This window comes from Pseudomonas sp. PDM03, from assembly GCF_014852385.1.
GTDB classification, from domain to species: Bacteria; Pseudomonadota; Gammaproteobacteria; order Pseudomonadales; family Pseudomonadaceae; genus Aquipseudomonas; species Aquipseudomonas migulae.
The window spans coordinates 187490-202093 of sequence record NZ_JACVBM010000008.1; the positions used below are offsets into that span (position 1 = coordinate 187490).

Consider the following 14604-nt stretch of genomic DNA (forward strand, 5'->3'; position numbering starts at 1 on the left):
GTGCATCGCCTGTCCCCCGGAGTCCCACCATGCTCAAAGCAGCCATCGTCCTGATGCTGATTGCCACGGTTGTCAGCCTGTTCAGCGGCCTGTTTTTTCTGGTCAAGGACGACAGCAGCTCGAACCGCCTCGTCATTGCCTTGAGTGTCCGTGTTGCCCTGGCCGCTGTTACCGTCGGCTTGATCGCCTGGGGTTTTTTCAGCGGCCAGTTGGTCTCTACTGCGCCTTGGTAACTTGTAGGAGCCAGCTTGCTGGCGAAGGTATTTCAGTCGAAATCAACGTGTCTGACACACCTTCGCCGGAACGCCGCCCGCAGCAAGCTGGCTCCTACAACACGTAGACGAAAATGAACAACCCGATCCACACGACATCCACGAAGTGCCAATACCAACTCGCTGCCTCGAATCCGAATTGGTGCTCGTTATCGAAGTGTCCGCGCAGGATCCGCATCAGCATCACAAACAAAATGATGGTGCCGATGGTTACGTGCGCGCCGTGGAAGCCGGTCAGCATGAAGAACGTCGCGCCGTAGATGCCCGAGCCCAGAGTCAGGCCCAGTTCGTGGTAAGCGTGGATGTACTCTTCGGCCTGGAAGCCGAGGAACGCGCAGCCCAGCAACACGGTGATCGCCAGCCAGATTTTCAACGCGCCACGATGGCCCTTTCTCAAGGCGTGGTGGGCGATGGTTATCGTGACGCTGGAACTCACCAGCAACACGGTATTGAGCAACGGCAGACCCCAGGGGCTGATGACTTCCTTCGGGGGCACAAAGAGTTTGGAGTCCGGGTTGTTCAGCAGCGGCCAGGTCCACTGGAAGGCAGGCCACAGCATGTGGGCGAGGCCTTTGGTGCCTTCGCCACCCAAGGCGGGACCGGACACATGGCGCACATAAAACAGCGCGCCGAAAAAGGCGATGAAGAACATCACCTCCGAGAAAATGAACCAGCTCATGCCCCAGCGGAACGAGCGATCCATCTGCGCGCTGTACAAACCGCTGCGACTTTCCTTGATCACCGTGCCGAACCAGCCGAACAGCATGTACGCCAGCAGCAGGCCACCGACGAAAAAGATCAGCGGGCCGTGGGATTCCGGCCGCGCCGCTTTCAGATCGTTGAACCAGGTGGCCAGGCCATACACGGTGATGAACATCCCGACCGTGGCGATGATCGGCCATTTGCTTTGGGCCGGTACGTAATAGTGCTCATGAGTTGCCATTTATTGTTCTCCTTATCGGGCACGCTCAGCCGCCAGTATTTACAGCCACCGGTGGATGTCGGGCGGTGATATCGAACAGCGTGTAGGACAGCGTCAGGTGCTTCACTTCCTTGGGCATGTCGCGGTCAACGATGAAACGTACCGGCATCTCGATCCGTTGACCGGGCTGCAGCACTTGCTGGGTAAAGCAGAAACATTCGGTCTTGTGGAAATACGCCGCCGCGTTGCTCGGCGCGATGCTCGGCACCGCTTGCGCGCTCATCGGCCGGTCGGTCGGGTTGTGGGCGATGAAGATCATCTCGTTGACTGCCCCTGGGTTGGCCGTCAATTCATCGCTCTTGGGGTAGAAATCCCAGGACATGTCAGCAGAGTTGGTCGACAGGAACTGCACGCGGACCTGCCGCGAGGTATCGACGGTTTGTTCGCCTTCGTATTGCCCGGCGGTCTTGCCGTTGATGCCGAACGCCTTGCACATCACGTCGTAGATCGGCACCAGGGCAAAGCCGAAGACAAACATCGCCACCACCACCAGCAACAGGCGGGTGACCAGTTTTTTCATCGAAACAGAATCAGCCATGATTCAAACCCTCAACACCGAACCCTGTAGGAGCCGGCTTGCTGGCGATGCAAACACCGCGGTGCGTCAGGCGCACCGCGTAATCGTTCATCGCCAGCAAGCTGACTCCTACAAGGGTGATGTTCATTTCACTTCCGGCGGCGTGGTGAACGTGTGATACGGCGCCGGTGACGGGATGCTCCACTCCAGGCCTTCCGCGCCATCCCACGGTTTGGCCGGTGCTGGCGGGCCGCCACGGATGGTCTTGATCACGATGAACAGGAAGAAGATCTGCGTGGCGCCGAACATGAACGCACCGATCGACGACACCATGTTGAAGTCGGCGAATTGCAGGTTGTAGTCCGGAATCCGCCGCGGCATGCCTGCCAGCCCCACGAAGTGCATCGGGAAGAAGGCCATGTTCATGCCGATGAACGACAGCCAGAAGTGCAGCTTGCCGAGGGTTTCGTCGTACATATGGCCGGTCCATTTCGGCATCCAGTAGTAGGCCGACGCGAAGATCCCGAAGATTGCGCCCGGCACCAGCACGTAGTGGAAATGTGCGACCACGAAGTAAGTGTCCTGGTACTGGAAGTCCGCCGGGGCGATGGCCAGCATCAACCCGGAGAAGCCACCGATGGAGAACAGGATCACGAACGCCACGGCAAACAGCATCGGTGTCTCGAAGGTCAGCGAGCCTTGCCACATGGTGCTGGCCCAGTTGAACACCTTCACCCCGGTCGGCACGGCAATCAGCAGCGTGGCATACATGAAGAACAGCTCGCCCACCAGCGGAATGCCCACCACGAACATGTGGTGCGCCCAGACGATAAAGGACAGGAACGCAATAGATGCCGTGGCATAGACCATCGAGGTGTAGCCGAACAGCGGCTTGCGCGAGAACGCAGGGATGATCGAGCTGACGGCACCGAAGGCCGGCAGGATCATGATGTACACCTCGGGGTGGCCGAAAAACCAGAACACATGCTGGAACAACACCGGATCACCGCCACCGGCAGCACTGAAGAAGCTGGTGCCGAAGTGGATATCCATCAGCATCATCGTCACGCAACCGGCCAGCACCGGCATGACTGCAATCAGCAGGAACGCGGTGATCAGCCAGGTCCAGACGAACAGCGGCATTTTCATCAGCGTCATGCCGGGGGCGCGCAGGTTGAGGATGGTGGCGATCACGTTGATCGCGCCCATGATCGAACTGATCCCCATCAAGTGGATGGCAAAGATGAAGAACGTCACGCTTTCCGGCGCATAGGTCGTTGATAGCGGCGCGTAGAACGTCCAGCCGAAGTTCGGCCCGCCACCAGGGGTGAACAGGGTCGACACCAGCAGCAGGAACGCCGCCGGCAACAGCCAGAAGCTGAAGTTGTTCATCCGTGGCAGCGCCATGTCTGGCGCGCCGATCATCAGCGGGACCATCCAGTTGGCGAGGCCGACGAAGGCCGGCATCACCGCACCGAAGACCATCACCAGACCGTGCATGGTGGTCATCTGGTTGAAGAATTCCGGCTGGACGATCTGCAATCCCGGCTGGAACAGTTCGGCGCGAATCACCATCGCGAACGAACCGCCCAAGAGGAACATGGAGAACGCAAACCACAGGTACAGCGTGCCGATATCCTTGTGGTTGGTGGTCAGCACCCAGCGCATCAGGCCTTTGGCAGGGCCATGGGCGTGCTCGGTATGGGTATGGACAGGGTCATCGATGACAGCCGTCATTTCATGTCTCCTGCAATCAGAGAGGCTGGGCGGGCCGGGGCGCAGAGCCCTGACCGGTTGCTGGTGTACGCAATAGACCGGGTCATTTGCTTTCCGCCTGTTTCAGCTCCAGCACTTCTTTAGGCGTGACCATGTCGCCTTTGTTATTGCCCCAGGCGTTACGTTCGTAGGTCACGACCGCTGCGATATCGACTTCCGACAGCTGCTTGCCGAACGCCGCCATGGCGGTGCCAGGCTTGCCGTGGAAGACAATGCCCAAGTGATCCTTGATCGGTCCGGTGGCGATTTTCGAGCCCTTGAGCGCCGGGAACATCGGCGGCAGGCCCTGGCCTTCGGCCTGGTGACAGGCCACGCAAGTGGTGTGATAGACCTTGTCGCCGCGCTCCTTGAGCTCGTCGAGGGTCCATTCCTTGCTGGTCAGTTCTTTGAGTTGCGCAGCTTCGGCCTTGCGCTCGCCCAGCCATTTTTCGTAATCGGCCTTTTCCTTGACCTCGACCACGATCGGCATGAAGCCGTGGTCCTTGCCGCACAACTCGGCGCACTGGCCACGATAGAGGCCGGGCTTGTCGACGCGGGTCCAGGCTTCGTTGACGAACCCCGGGATCGCATCGCGCTTGACCGCGAAGGCTGGCACCCACCAGGAGTGGATGACGTCGGCAGAGGTCACCAGGAAGCGCACCTTGGCGCCGATCGGCAGCACCAGCGGCTTGTCGACCTCGAGCAAGTAGTGCTCGCCCTTGGCTTCCTTGTTGTGGATCTGGTCGGCGGGAGTGGCCAGGTTGCTGAAGAACTCGACGTCCTGGCCCAGGTATTTGTAGTGCCACTTCCACTGATAGCCGGTGACCTGGATATCGATATCCGGCTCGCTGGCGTCGTACATCTTGATCAGGGTCGCCGTCGCCGGTACCGCCATGGCCACCAAAATGATGAAGGGCACGATGGTCCAGAGGATTTCGACGGTAGTGCTTTCATGAAACTTGGCGGCCACCTGCCCGGTCGAGCGGCGGTGGAGGATCATCGACCAGAACATGGCGCCGAAGACGATGATGCCGATCACTACACAGATCCAGAAAATGGTCATGTGCAGGTCAAATACTGCGTGACTGATTTCAGTCGCTCCCGGCGCCATATTCACAGTCCAGGCCGCTTGTGCCTGACTGAAAATCGACCACAACAGGAGGCCCATCCAGACGTGTGGATGTCGCATCATTGCGGGTTCCCCTTATCGTTCTTGTTATCCCGCCGGCTTTCACCTGCGGCAAGGGAGCGGCTTTTTCAGACTACGAACTTGAATCGCCGGGTCTTGCTGCGTGTGCAGTCGGACGTCATCAGCTAACTCCATTCCAACCCGAGTATAGACAGCGACTGCTACCTCGCAATGTGAGGGCGTAAATCATCTGAAACAGCTGGGACTTGCGTTCTAGGTCACGAATGGAGAAGGATGCAGAGGAGTGGTGGCACATCGATATAACTTTGACGTCTCAAGGATGAAATATTTATGACAAATGCGTCTTAGCAGATTTTGGATGCCAGCTAAGTTATGTCTTCCCTATTTCATTGCCTTTGTTTCCTGGAGTTTTCATGAACACCGCCGCATTGCGCGAGCTGATCCAAAAAGCCCAACAACATGAAGCCGAGACCGGCCTGCTGACACGTCAGCTGGAAAGCAAACTGCCTCATCTACACCCATCGATCCAACTGCCGGAGGCGGATGCCAATGGCGTGCTGACGCGTTTTGTCGCCGCCTATATCGATGAAGTTCCTGATCTGCTGGATGCAGCCAATGAAGTTGCCAGGGAAGCGGGTATCGAGTCACAGATCAAACCGGTGCTGAAAATTGCCGAGCAATACTTCCTCCAGCCGCCAGAAATCATGGCAGGGCACGTCGGGCTGGACAGCCTGCTGGACGAAGCCTATCTGGCGCATCGGTTTGTCGAAGAGGTCAACGACCTGTACATCAAGCATTTTGGCCAGCCACTGATCCCTTTGGACATGACTGTCGCCAACCTGATCGCTCACCAACTGATCGGTGAGGAATTTGCCAACCAACTGGACGAGGCGGTGCATCACACTGTGGACAAGATGCTCGATGACGAAAGCTTTGCGCTGGAGTCGGTCGAAGCCTACCGCGAGAAACTCAGCAGCCCGGATACCGGCGCTGCGTGGAAACGCTGGCCATGCATGTCGCGCCGGCTGGGCGTAGGTCTCGAACTGGACCAGCCCGCCGCCTAAACACCCCTCCTGTAGGAGCCGGCTTGCTGGCGATGAGCGATGACGCGGTGTCACATGACACCGCGGCGCTCCCATCGCCAGCAAGCCGGCTCCTACAAAGGTTAGGCGGTGGAGCCTACTCCGGAGGTGGTCCGCAACCGCCCCTCCAGCCTGCGCTTCAACCCCCGCGCCTCAATCAACAGCGTCGAACCCTTGGCCGCATTGGCCCGTCCCCATTCCTCAAGCAATTCCAGGCACGAATGATCGATGTAGCTCAGGTTATTGAGCGGCACATGCACCGTCGCGCCGGCGGGGATGGTCCCCAGCACCTGAGTCAGTGCCGGCACCTTGAGAAAGGTCGCCGCCCCGATCAGTCGCAATTCCATCTCTCCGTCCTTGGGCAGATCGATCAGGCTGATTTTCAACCGTGAGGCTTTCCACGCCAGTTTCGCCAGCGTCAGACCGAAGCCGATCAGCACGCCCGTCAATAGATCGGTAAAGATGATCGCCAGCGCTGTCGCCGCGTAAGTGAACATCGGCATCCGGCCGTATCGGCCCAGGCTGCGAAAGGCTTTCAGGTCCACCAATTTGAAACCGGTGTAAACCAACACACCCGCCAGGCTCGCCACGGGAATGCTTTGCAGCACGCTCGACAGCAGCAACACGAACGCCAGCAACCACAGGCCATGGAATATCGTCGACATTCGTGTGGTGGCGCCGGCCTGCACGTTGGCCGAACTGCGCACGATCACGCCGGTCATCGGCAGCGCGCCGAGCAGGCCGCAGAGCATGTTGCCGACACCCTGAGCCGATAATTCCCGGTCAAAGTCCGAGCGTTGGCCGCTGTGCATGCGGTCTACCGCTGCGGCCGAGAGCAGGGTTTCGGCGCTGGCGATGAAGGCCACGGCGAAAGCGGCGATCAGCAAGGTCGGGTCGGCCAGGTTGAGCAAGTCTTCGGGTTTCAGCCAGTCGATGGCTTCCGCCAGATTGGCCGGGACTTCCACCCGTTTGACCTGCAAGGCGAGCATCAGGCTGGCGACCGTCGCCAGACCTACGCCCAGTAGCGCTCCCGGAATGAAGCGCAGGGAATGTGGGCGGAGTTTTTCCCACAGCCACATCACCGCTATTGTTGCGAGCCCGAGCAAGCCGGCCTGCCATCCAAAAGAAGGCAAGGCTTGAGCCACGGCAGCGGGGAAGGCGGCCAGGTTATCCAGCCCGGAAGGTTTCGGCACCGAGTCGAGCATCACATGCACCTGTGACAACACGATCAACACGCCAATCCCGGCCAGCATGCCGTAGACCACCGCCGGCGCCGTCACTCGAAACCAGCAGCCCAGCTTCAAGCGCCCGGCCACCAGTTGCAGGAAACCCGCCAGTAGCAGGATCGGACCAAGCATGGCGATGCCGTGCTGGCGCACCAGTTCGAATACCAGAACGGCCAACCCGGCCGCCGGGCCGCTGACTTGCAGTGGCGAACCGGCAAGCCAGCCCACCACCAGACCGCCGACGATCCCGGTGATCAGGCCTTTGGCGGGTGGCAGGCCCGAGGCGATGGCGATGCCCATGCACAAAGGCAGGGCGACCAGAAACACGACCACTGAAGCGAGCAGCTCCCGTGGCAGAACAGCTTTGAGTTGCGCTGCACGCATGGTGATTCTCCCGAAGTTTTCTTCAGGCATGGCAAGGCCGGACCGCTGAAACAGCGGCCGGGGTCAAACCACACAGATTTTTAGGAAGATTTAGAAGCGCGCTTTGGGCGTCGCCACTGGAATCGGATGGCTGCCATCGAGCGGCAGGAAACGACCCTGATCGGCGTCATAAGCTTTGATTGCGCTGGTCTCGATGTCGTAGACCCAACCATGGATGAACAGATGACCGTTCGCCATGCGCGAGGCTACCGAGGGGTGGGTACGCAAGTGTTGCAATTGGGCGATGACATTCTCTTCGGTGAGGATGTGCATGGTCTCGTTTTCGTCGGTGCAGTTGCAGTTGTCGTGCACCATGGTTTTCGCGACTTCCGCATGCCGCAGCCAGGCTTTGACCGTTGGCATCTTTTCCAGGCTGTCGGGATTGAGCACCGCACGCATCGCGCCACAATCGGAGTGGCCGCAGATGATGATGTGTTGCACGCCCAGCGCCAGCACCGCGTACTCGATAGCCGTGGATACGCCACCGTTCATCTGACCGTAAGGCGGTACGACGTTGCCGACGTTACGGGTCACGAACAGATCACCCGGCGAACTGTGGGTGATCAGCTCGGGCACGATGCGTGAGTCGGCGCAGGTAATGAACATCGCCCTTGGCTGTTGAGCCGTGGCGAGCTTTTTGAAGAGCTCTTCCTGCTGCGGAAAGATCTCATGATGAAAATGCAAAAAGCCGTCAACAATATGCTTCAACGCTGCATCGGCGGTTTCTGCCTCGGATTGGGCTGAAGCCGACGCAGCCAACGGCTGTTTATCCTTGTCACTCATGAATTCATCCTCATTGGCGGAGTCAGGGAATTTTCCCGTTTTGTCCGGTGTGAAGCCAGTGGCTGTATAAAAAACATCCAGGCCGGAAATCTCGACCCGTCAGTCACTCGATGAACAAGGTAGCGGCCGAATCTTAACTGAAACTGAATGAACCGCTCTAGAACGTGTGTTCCAGATCACAAAAAACGTGACCAGCCTAAATGCGTCGCACGTTTTCCATTACTCACCATAGGCCAATTGTCCTTAAATCAGCGACATCTGGCGACCCGGCGGACAGAAGGCTTCGCAATCCAGATTGAAACCTTCCCGCTGATTGAGCCCCAAGCGTTTGATGGTTTTGGCAAAGCGTTGCGCCAGCAGGTCGGCAAATGGACCTTCGCCCCGCATCCGGCTGCCAAATCGACTGTCGTAGAGCCCGCCACCACGGCTCTGGCGGATCAGGCTCAACACATGGGCCGCCCGCTGAGGATAGTGGGCTGCCAGCCATTCTTCGAACAGCGGTGCCACCTCCAGTGGCAGGCGCAGCATCATGTAGGCCGCACTTTGTGCGCCGGCCGCTTGTGCCTCGGTCAACAGGCTTTCGAGCTCGCTGTCGTTGATCATCGGAATCATCGGCGAACACAGCACCCCCACCGGAATCCCGGCTTCACGCATCACCCGGATTGCCCGGAGACGGGCCTTGGGCGCTGCGGCACGTGGTTCGAGGATGCGTTTGAGTTCATCGTCCAGAGTGGTGAGGCTGATCATCACCGCCACCAGCCTTTGCTCGGCAAGTTCGGCCAGCAGGTCCAGGTCGCGAAGAATCAGCGAGCCCTTGGTGATGATGGTCACCGGGTGACGGTAACGCAGCAGCACCTCCAGGGTTTTGCGGGTGATTTTGTGTTCGCGTTCGATCGGCTGATAAGGATCCGTGTTGGAGCCCAGGTTGATCGGCGCACATTGATAGCCGCGTTTGGACAGCTGTTCTTCCAGCACATCGGCGGCGTTGGTCTTGGCGATCAATCGGGTTTCGAAATCCAGCCCCGGCGACATGTCCCAATAGGCGTGGCTGGGCCGTGCGTAGCAATAAATGCAGCCATGCTCGCAACCGCGATACGGATTGATCGAGCGATCGAAGGGCAGATCCGGCGAGTTGTTGCGGGTGATGATGGTTTTAGCGGTCTCGATGCGCACCTCGGTGCCCTGGGTCATCGGCGCCTCCTGATACCAGCCATCGTCCTCCGCCACCGAGCGGTTTGGCGCGAAGCGGTTGTGCGGGTTGGTGGCGGTGCCGCGACCGCGGGGTGGCAAGGGAGTGCTCATCGGACAATACTCGTAGCTGTATGTGCATACAGTATCGAAGGTTGAGCGAGCCGGCCAGTGCCGTTTGGCGCTCTGGCAAAGCAGGATGATCATTTATTGTGTGATTGATTGATAAGTACAACTTGGCGCAACGCCGGGAAACAAATATCGAATAGCCCCGATGCTAACTTGATAAGTAGTATTCGCTTCGCACGAAGTCTCGTGTATTTAATTATTAAATGGAATTAATAAATGTCGTTATTTAATCAACGCGGTATCTTTTTACAATTGCTGGCGCCGAGTATTGCCAACCCGCGGGAAGCCCTGGTATCGATGCAACTGGCTCGCAAGGAGCTGGGGTGGGACGCCGTGAATGAGCTGTCGACCGAGGCTCTGGTGGATTCAGCCTACGTGACGGCGGTCTCCAGTGATGGTGGCCGGTCCTTCACTATCAAAGTAGTCAATAGTGATGTGGACGGTGACGGCGATATCGACAGTGATGACAAGGAGAAACTGTTGGCCTTGGCAAAAGCGTATTCCAGTATCGTCAATCCTTAAGCCTGATATTTAACTAAGCCTGTGTGAGATTCATACAGGCTTAGTTGCAACGGGGCATGAAACTACCGTCGTCCATGGTTGATCAATCGTATATAAATGGATGATTCACGATTCTTTGACAGACGGCTCACAGGTCTTTGACTGATCAGGGCTCAATCTGGCGTTGTCATCCCGCCTCTTTGCATACGGTCGCCGAGCATGTCCCTACGTCTTATCCCTGCGATGTGCCTGTCGCTGGTCGCATTCCTCAATCTGACGCTCGCCCACGCTGACGATACGGTCGCACCCCGTCCTGCGGAGTGGGCTCAATCGGTCGAGGTGCAGTACAACCTCTTCCAGATGTCTCCAACGCTCTACCGCAGTGCATTGCCTGACCGCGGAGCCGTCCCGTTGCTGGAAAAACTCAAGGTCGCCACCGTGATCAACTTCCTGCCCGAGTCGGATTCAAGCTGGCTGGCCACGCCCGGTATAGACCAGGTGCAGTTGCCCTATCGCACCAACCACGTGGATGACGCGGATGTGCTCAAGGCCCTTCGCACCATTCAGGCCGCCGAAGCCAAGGGCCCGGTGTTGATGCACTGCAAACATGGTTCGGACCGGACCGGCCTGATGGCCGCCATGTACCGGGTGGTGGTGCAAGGCTGGAGCAAGGAAGACGCCCTGAACGAGATGACTCAAGGTGGCTTTGGCGACAGCACCCATTTCAAGGACGGTATTCGTTACATGATGCAGGCGGATGCCGAGAAGCTGCGCACGGCGCTGGCCAATGGGGAATGCAGTACAAGCCCGTTCGCGGCCTGCTCGATGAAGAGCTGGTTCAAGTCGGCCCACGTCGAGTAACAGCACCTCCCACAGCATTGCGCTGCGGGAGGTCATTGCTGCACTCAGTGTTCGTCAGGCTTTTTCTTCAGCTTCGGGTTCGGGAAAAACTGCACGGCCTGAACCTTGGCGTCCGGCGCCTTCAGCGCCGATGTGTTGACCCGTGTGCCCAATTCCTTGGGCACGGACAGGCCTTGTTCATTGAGTGTGTCGGAATACCCGCAGCCCACGCATTCGCGATGCGGGACATCGTCTTCGCTCCACATCATCAACTTGTCCGGCTCGCTGCAGGCCGGGCAGACCGCCCCGGCGATAAAGCGTTTTTTCGTTTTCACAGGCCCCTCGCTCATGCTGCTGCGTCCTCACTCAGGCCGCTGTGGCGCAAGAGTGCGTCAATCGACGGGGCACGGCCACGGAAGTCGACGAACAGCACCATCGGCTCCTGCGAACCACCGCGCGCGAGGATCGCTTCGCGGAAGGCGCGACCGGTTTCGGCGTTGAGCACACCGTCCTCTTCGAATTTCGAGAAGGCGTCTGCCGAGAGTACTTCAGCCCATTTGTAGCTGTAGTAACCCGCCGCATAACCGCCAGCGAAAATGTGCGCAAAGCTGTTCGGGAAGCGGTTGTAAGCCGGCGGGCGCATGACCGAGACCTCGTCGCGTATGCCTTCGAGCACTTGCAGCACGCTGCGGCCATCGCCGTGGGTGGCGTGCAGTTCGAAGTCGAACAGCGAGAACTCGAGTTGACGCACCATCATCAGGCCGGACTGGAAGTTCTTCGCGGCGAGCATCTTGCCCAGCAGATCCTGCGGCAGCGGCTCACCGGTTTCGTAGTGACCGGAAATCAGCGCCAGGCCTTCCGGCTCCCAGCACCAGTTTTCCATGAACTGGCTTGGCAGCTCGACCGCGTCCCACGCCACGCCGTTGATGCCGGATACACCGGCGTGTTCGACGCGGGTCAGCAGGTGATGCAGGCCGTGACCGAATTCGTGGAACAGGGTGGTCACTTCGTCGTGGGTCAGCAGCGCCGGTTTGCCGCTGTCGGCCGGGGTGAAGTTGCACACCAGGTTGGCCACCGGGCTTTGCAGCACGCCCTCAGCCGTGCGACGACGGTCGCGGGCGCCGTCCATCCACGCGCCGCCGCGCTTGTTGGCGCGGGCGTAGAGGTCAAAGAAGAAGCGGCCGACGTGCTGGCCGTTTTCCTTGATCTCGAACAGGCGAACGTCCGGGTGCCAGGTGTCGAAGCCTTTCTGTTCGGCGATCTCGATGCCGTACAGACGTTGAACGATGGCGAACAGACCGCCCAGCACTTTGTCGATCGGGAAGTAAGCGCGCAGGGCTTCCTGGGCAACGCTGTAACGTTGTTCGCGGAGTTTTTCACCGTAGAAACCGCTGTCCCAACTTTGCAGGTCCGGGCAGCCTTGTTCGGCGGCGTAAGCCTTGAGCTGTTCCAGATCCTGAGCGGCGAACGGCTTGCTGCGCTTGGCCAGATCGCGCAGGAAGCTCAGCACCTGATCGCTGGATTCGGCCATCTTGGTGGCCAGGCTCAGCTCCGAGAAACTGGCGAAACCCAGCAGTTTTGCCAGCTCCTGACGCAGGTCGAGGATTTCTTCCATCACCGGCCCGTTATCGTTCTGGCCGGCATTCGGGCCTTGGTCCGACGCACGGGTGCAGTAGGCGGCGTAGACTTCTTCGCGCAGGGCACGGTCCTGGGCGTAGGTCATCACCGCGTAGTAGCTCGGGAATTCCAGGGTGATCAGGAAGCCTTCCAGATCTTTGGCCTGCGCAGCCGCAGCCATTTGTGCCTTGGCCGAATCGGTCAGGCCGGCGAGGGCGGCTTCGTCGGTAACGTGCTTGGTCCAGGCTTGAGTCGCGTCGAGCAGTTGGTTGGAGAAGCGGCTGCCCAGTTCGGAGAGCTTGCTTTGTACTTCGGCGTAACGCTTCTGCTCGGCTTCTGGCAGGTCAATACCCGACAGGCGGAAGTCACGCAGGGAGTGTTCCAGGATAGTTTTCTGCGCGACGTCGAAACCGGCGGCTTCAGGGCTGTTGGCCAAGGCTTCGAAGGCCTCGAACAGTTCGCGGTTCTGGCCCAGCTCGGTGGAGTAGGCGCTGAGCGCTGGCAGGCAGGACTCGTAGGCTTCGCGCAACTCGGGGCTGTTGCACACGGCGTTCAGGTGGCTGACCGGGCTCCAGGCAGCGCCGAGGCGATCGTTGAGTTCGTCCATCGCCAGCACCAGGCCGGCCCAGGTCGGTTGTTTGCCCTGGGTTTTGAGGATCTCGATAATCGCGGCGCGGTTGTCAGCCAGGATCTGTTCAATGGCCGGTTGCACGTGTTCGGCCCGGATCGCCGAGAACGGCGGCAGGTCGTAGGACTGCAAAAGAGGGTTGTTCACGCTCACGTTTGGCACCTTGGCTGGAAGAAACATGCGGCCATCTTAATTACAATCGACGCTCACCGCAGCTATCGGCAACAGAGAGAAACCCTATCGTGACCCTTCGCAAGTATCAGAACCACACGCCGCTGCTGGGCAAAGGCGCTTTTGTCGACAGTTCGGCGGTGGTGATCGGCGACGTCGAAATCGGCGATGACAGCTCCGTTTGGCCGCTGACGGTGATCCGCGGCGACATGCACCGCATCCGCATCGGTGCACGCACCAGCGTGCAGGACGGCTGTGTGCTGCACATCACCCACGCCGGGCCGTTCAACCCCGATGGCTTTCCGTTGCTGATCGGCGACGACGTGACCATCGCGCACAAAGTCATGCTCCATGGATGCAGCGTGGGCAACCGCGTATTGATCGGCATGGGCAGCATCGTCATGGACGGGGCGGTGGTCGCGGATGATGTGATCATCGGCGCCGGTAGCCTGGTGCCACCGGGCAAACGCCTGGACAGTGGTTTTCTGTATGTGGGGAGTCCGGTGAAACAGATCCGCCCGCTGACGGACAAGGAAAAAGCCTTTTTCACCTACAGCGCGGCGAATTACGTGAAGCTCAAGGACCTGCATCTGGCCGAAGGCTACGATCAGCTCTGACCCGGCGCCCTTATTCAGGATTCAACATGCATTACCAAACCGTTTTGTTCGACCTCGATGGCACCCTGACCGACCCGCGCGAGGGCATCACCCGTTCGATCCAGTTCGCCCTGAGCAAACTCGGCATCGAAGAACCCGACCTGACCAAGCTTGAACACTTCATCGGCCCGCCGTTGTTGCAGGCGTTCATGCAGTTCTACGACTTCGACGAGCCCAAGGCGTGGGAGGCGGTGAATTTCTATCGCGAGCGCTTCAAGGTCACCGGCCTGTACGAAAACCGCGTGTTCGATGGCGTCACGCCGCTGCTCGAAACCCTCGGCGGGCAAGGGCGTCAGCTATACATCGCGACCTCCAAACCGTGGATCTTCGCCCGGGAAATCGCCCGGCACTTCGACTTTGCCAAACACTTCAAGGTGATTTACGGCAGCGAGCTGGATGGCACGCGGACCAACAAAGTCGAGTTGATCGCCCACCTGATGGCCGAAGAAAACCTGGACCCAGCCAACACCTTGATGATCGGCGACCGCAAACACGACCTGATCGGCGCGCGCAGCAATGGGCTGGATGCGGCAGCGGTGGGTTATGGTTTTGGCAGTCGCGAAGAGCTGAGCGCTGAAGCGCCGACCTATCATTTTGAAACGCTGGATGAGATGCATCAGGCGTTTTTGCGGGGGTAGTTCAATCGCCATCGCCGGCAAGCCGGTCTCGCTCCCACACCGGATC

16 protein-coding genes are annotated in these 14604 nt (G+C 59.2%); 6 read left to right on the forward strand and 10 right to left on the reverse strand.

Annotated features, from left to right (window positions below; all coding sequences use genetic code 11):
• The first annotated feature begins 29 nt into the window (after window positions 1–29).
• Window positions 30–233 (forward strand): twin transmembrane helix small protein, encoded by a 204-nt coding sequence (locus IB254_RS14440; RefSeq protein WP_008027692.1) that lies wholly within the window; start codon window positions 30–32, stop codon window positions 231–233.
• Between the two features lie 94 nt (window positions 234–327).
• On the opposite strand, the gene IB254_RS14445 is transcribed toward IB254_RS14440, so the two are convergent.
• The 5 genes from IB254_RS14445 to coxB all read right to left on the reverse strand — a co-directional run bounded on the left by IB254_RS14445 (window position 328) and on the right by coxB (window position 4718).
• Entirely contained in the window at window positions 328–1215 is an 888-nt protein-coding gene (locus tag IB254_RS14445; RefSeq protein ID WP_008027694.1) for a cytochrome c oxidase subunit 3, read from the reverse strand.
• A 25-nt stretch (window positions 1216–1240) separates the two neighbouring features.
• Entirely contained in the window at window positions 1241–1792 is a 552-nt protein-coding gene (locus tag IB254_RS14450) for a cytochrome c oxidase assembly protein (RefSeq protein WP_008027696.1), read from the reverse strand.
• Window positions 1785–1919, reverse strand: a complete 135-nt coding sequence (locus tag IB254_RS29660; protein WP_263863981.1) for a hypothetical protein — start codon at window positions 1917–1919, stop codon at window positions 1785–1787. The genes IB254_RS14450 and IB254_RS29660 overlap by 8 nt, the downstream gene beginning before the upstream one ends.
• Window positions 1916–3508 carry a cytochrome c oxidase subunit I gene (ctaD, locus tag IB254_RS14455; protein ID WP_008044690.1) on the reverse strand — a complete coding sequence of 531 codons (1593 nt, stop codon included), beginning with the start codon at window positions 3506–3508 and terminating at the stop codon, window positions 1916–1918. The genes IB254_RS29660 and ctaD overlap by 4 nt, the downstream gene beginning before the upstream one ends.
• An 82-nt stretch (window positions 3509–3590) precedes the next feature.
• Window positions 3591–4718: a cytochrome c oxidase subunit II gene (coxB, locus tag IB254_RS14460; protein ID WP_008027701.1), complete on the reverse strand. Its 1128-nt coding sequence runs from the start codon at window positions 4716–4718 to the stop codon at window positions 3591–3593.
• A gap of 371 nt (window positions 4719–5089) precedes the next feature.
• Here coxB and IB254_RS14465 point away from each other — a divergent pair, with 371 nt between their 5' ends.
• Entirely contained in the window at window positions 5090–5740 is a 651-nt protein-coding gene (locus IB254_RS14465; protein WP_192417860.1) for a hypothetical protein, read from the forward strand.
• Window positions 5741–5841: 101 nt separating this feature from the next.
• Here IB254_RS14465 and IB254_RS14470 read toward each other — a convergent pair whose 3' ends face one another.
• From IB254_RS14470 to IB254_RS14480, 3 genes are all read right to left on the reverse strand, one after another.
• Window positions 5842–7368 (reverse strand): SulP family inorganic anion transporter, encoded by a 1527-nt coding sequence (locus IB254_RS14470; protein WP_192417861.1) that lies wholly within the window; start codon window positions 7366–7368, stop codon window positions 5842–5844.
• 90 nt (window positions 7369–7458) lie between these two features.
• Window positions 7459–8190 carry a carbonic anhydrase gene (locus IB254_RS14475; protein WP_008027706.1) on the reverse strand — a complete coding sequence of 244 codons (732 nt, stop codon included), beginning with the start codon at window positions 8188–8190 and terminating at the stop codon, window positions 7459–7461.
• Between the two features lie 243 nt (window positions 8191–8433).
• On the reverse strand, window positions 8434–9492 hold the full coding sequence (locus IB254_RS14480; protein WP_192417862.1) for a PA0069 family radical SAM protein: 1059 nt from the start codon (window positions 9490–9492) through the stop codon (window positions 8434–8436).
• Window positions 9493–9723: 231 nt separating this feature from the next.
• On the opposite strand from IB254_RS14480, the gene IB254_RS14485 reads away from it, so the two are divergent.
• Entirely contained in the window at window positions 9724–10029 is a 306-nt protein-coding gene (locus IB254_RS14485; RefSeq protein WP_192417863.1) for a hypothetical protein, read from the forward strand.
• Window positions 10030–10227: 198 nt separating this feature from the next.
• Entirely contained in the window at window positions 10228–10869 is a 642-nt protein-coding gene (locus IB254_RS14490) for a dual specificity protein phosphatase family protein (RefSeq protein WP_192417864.1), read from the forward strand.
• A 44-nt stretch (window positions 10870–10913) separates the two neighbouring features.
• Here IB254_RS14490 and IB254_RS14495 read toward each other — a convergent pair whose 3' ends face one another.
• The gene (locus tag IB254_RS14495; protein WP_008027712.1) at window positions 10914–11198 is read right to left on the reverse strand and encodes a YheV family putative zinc ribbon protein; all 285 of its coding nucleotides are present in this window, start codon (window positions 11196–11198) and stop codon (window positions 10914–10916) included.
• Entirely contained in the window at window positions 11195–13246 is a 2052-nt protein-coding gene (gene prlC, locus IB254_RS14500) for an oligopeptidase A (protein WP_008044677.1), read from the reverse strand. The genes IB254_RS14495 and prlC overlap by 4 nt, the downstream gene beginning before the upstream one ends.
• 89 nt (window positions 13247–13335) lie before the next feature.
• Here prlC and IB254_RS14505 point away from each other — a divergent pair, with 89 nt between their 5' ends.
• Both IB254_RS14505 and IB254_RS14510 read left to right on the forward strand, forming a co-directional pair.
• Window positions 13336–13881, forward strand: coding sequence for a gamma carbonic anhydrase family protein (locus IB254_RS14505; protein ID WP_008027715.1), 546 nt, complete (start codon window positions 13336–13338; stop codon window positions 13879–13881).
• A gap of 26 nt (window positions 13882–13907) precedes the next feature.
• On the forward strand, window positions 13908–14558 hold the full coding sequence (locus IB254_RS14510; RefSeq protein WP_192417865.1) for an HAD family hydrolase: 651 nt from the start codon (window positions 13908–13910) through the stop codon (window positions 14556–14558).
• Window positions 14559–14604: the final 46 nt, after the last annotated feature.

Coding starts and splice junctions, on each gene's coding strand:
- IB254_RS14440 (WP_008027692.1), top strand. CDS start 30: ATGCTCAAAGCAGCCATCGTCCTGATGCTGATTGCCACGGTTGTCAGC.
- IB254_RS14445 (WP_008027694.1), bottom strand. CDS start 1,215: ATGGCAACTCATGAGCACTATTACGTACCGGCCCAAAGCAAATGGCCG.
- IB254_RS14450 (WP_008027696.1), bottom strand. CDS start 1,792: ATGGCTGATTCTGTTTCGATGAAAAAACTGGTCACCCGCCTGTTGCTG.
- IB254_RS29660 (WP_263863981.1), bottom strand. CDS start 1,919: ATGAACATCACCCTTGTAGGAGTCAGCTTGCTGGCGATGAACGATTAC.
- ctaD (WP_008044690.1), bottom strand. CDS start 3,508: ATGACGGCTGTCATCGATGACCCTGTCCATACCCATACCGAGCACGCC.
- coxB (WP_008027701.1), bottom strand. CDS start 4,718: ATGATGCGACATCCACACGTCTGGATGGGCCTCCTGTTGTGGTCGATT.
- IB254_RS14465 (WP_192417860.1), top strand. CDS start 5,090: ATGAACACCGCCGCATTGCGCGAGCTGATCCAAAAAGCCCAACAACAT.
- IB254_RS14470 (WP_192417861.1), bottom strand. CDS start 7,368: ATGCGTGCAGCGCAACTCAAAGCTGTTCTGCCACGGGAGCTGCTCGCT.
- IB254_RS14475 (WP_008027706.1), bottom strand. CDS start 8,190: ATGAGTGACAAGGATAAACAGCCGTTGGCTGCGTCGGCTTCAGCCCAA.
- IB254_RS14480 (WP_192417862.1), bottom strand. CDS start 9,492: ATGAGCACTCCCTTGCCACCCCGCGGTCGCGGCACCGCCACCAACCCG.
- IB254_RS14485 (WP_192417863.1), top strand. CDS start 9,724: ATGTCGTTATTTAATCAACGCGGTATCTTTTTACAATTGCTGGCGCCG.
- IB254_RS14490 (WP_192417864.1), top strand. CDS start 10,228: ATGTCCCTACGTCTTATCCCTGCGATGTGCCTGTCGCTGGTCGCATTC.
- IB254_RS14495 (WP_008027712.1), bottom strand. CDS start 11,198: ATGAGCGAGGGGCCTGTGAAAACGAAAAAACGCTTTATCGCCGGGGCG.
- IB254_RS14510 (WP_192417865.1), top strand. CDS start 13,908: ATGCATTACCAAACCGTTTTGTTCGACCTCGATGGCACCCTGACCGAC.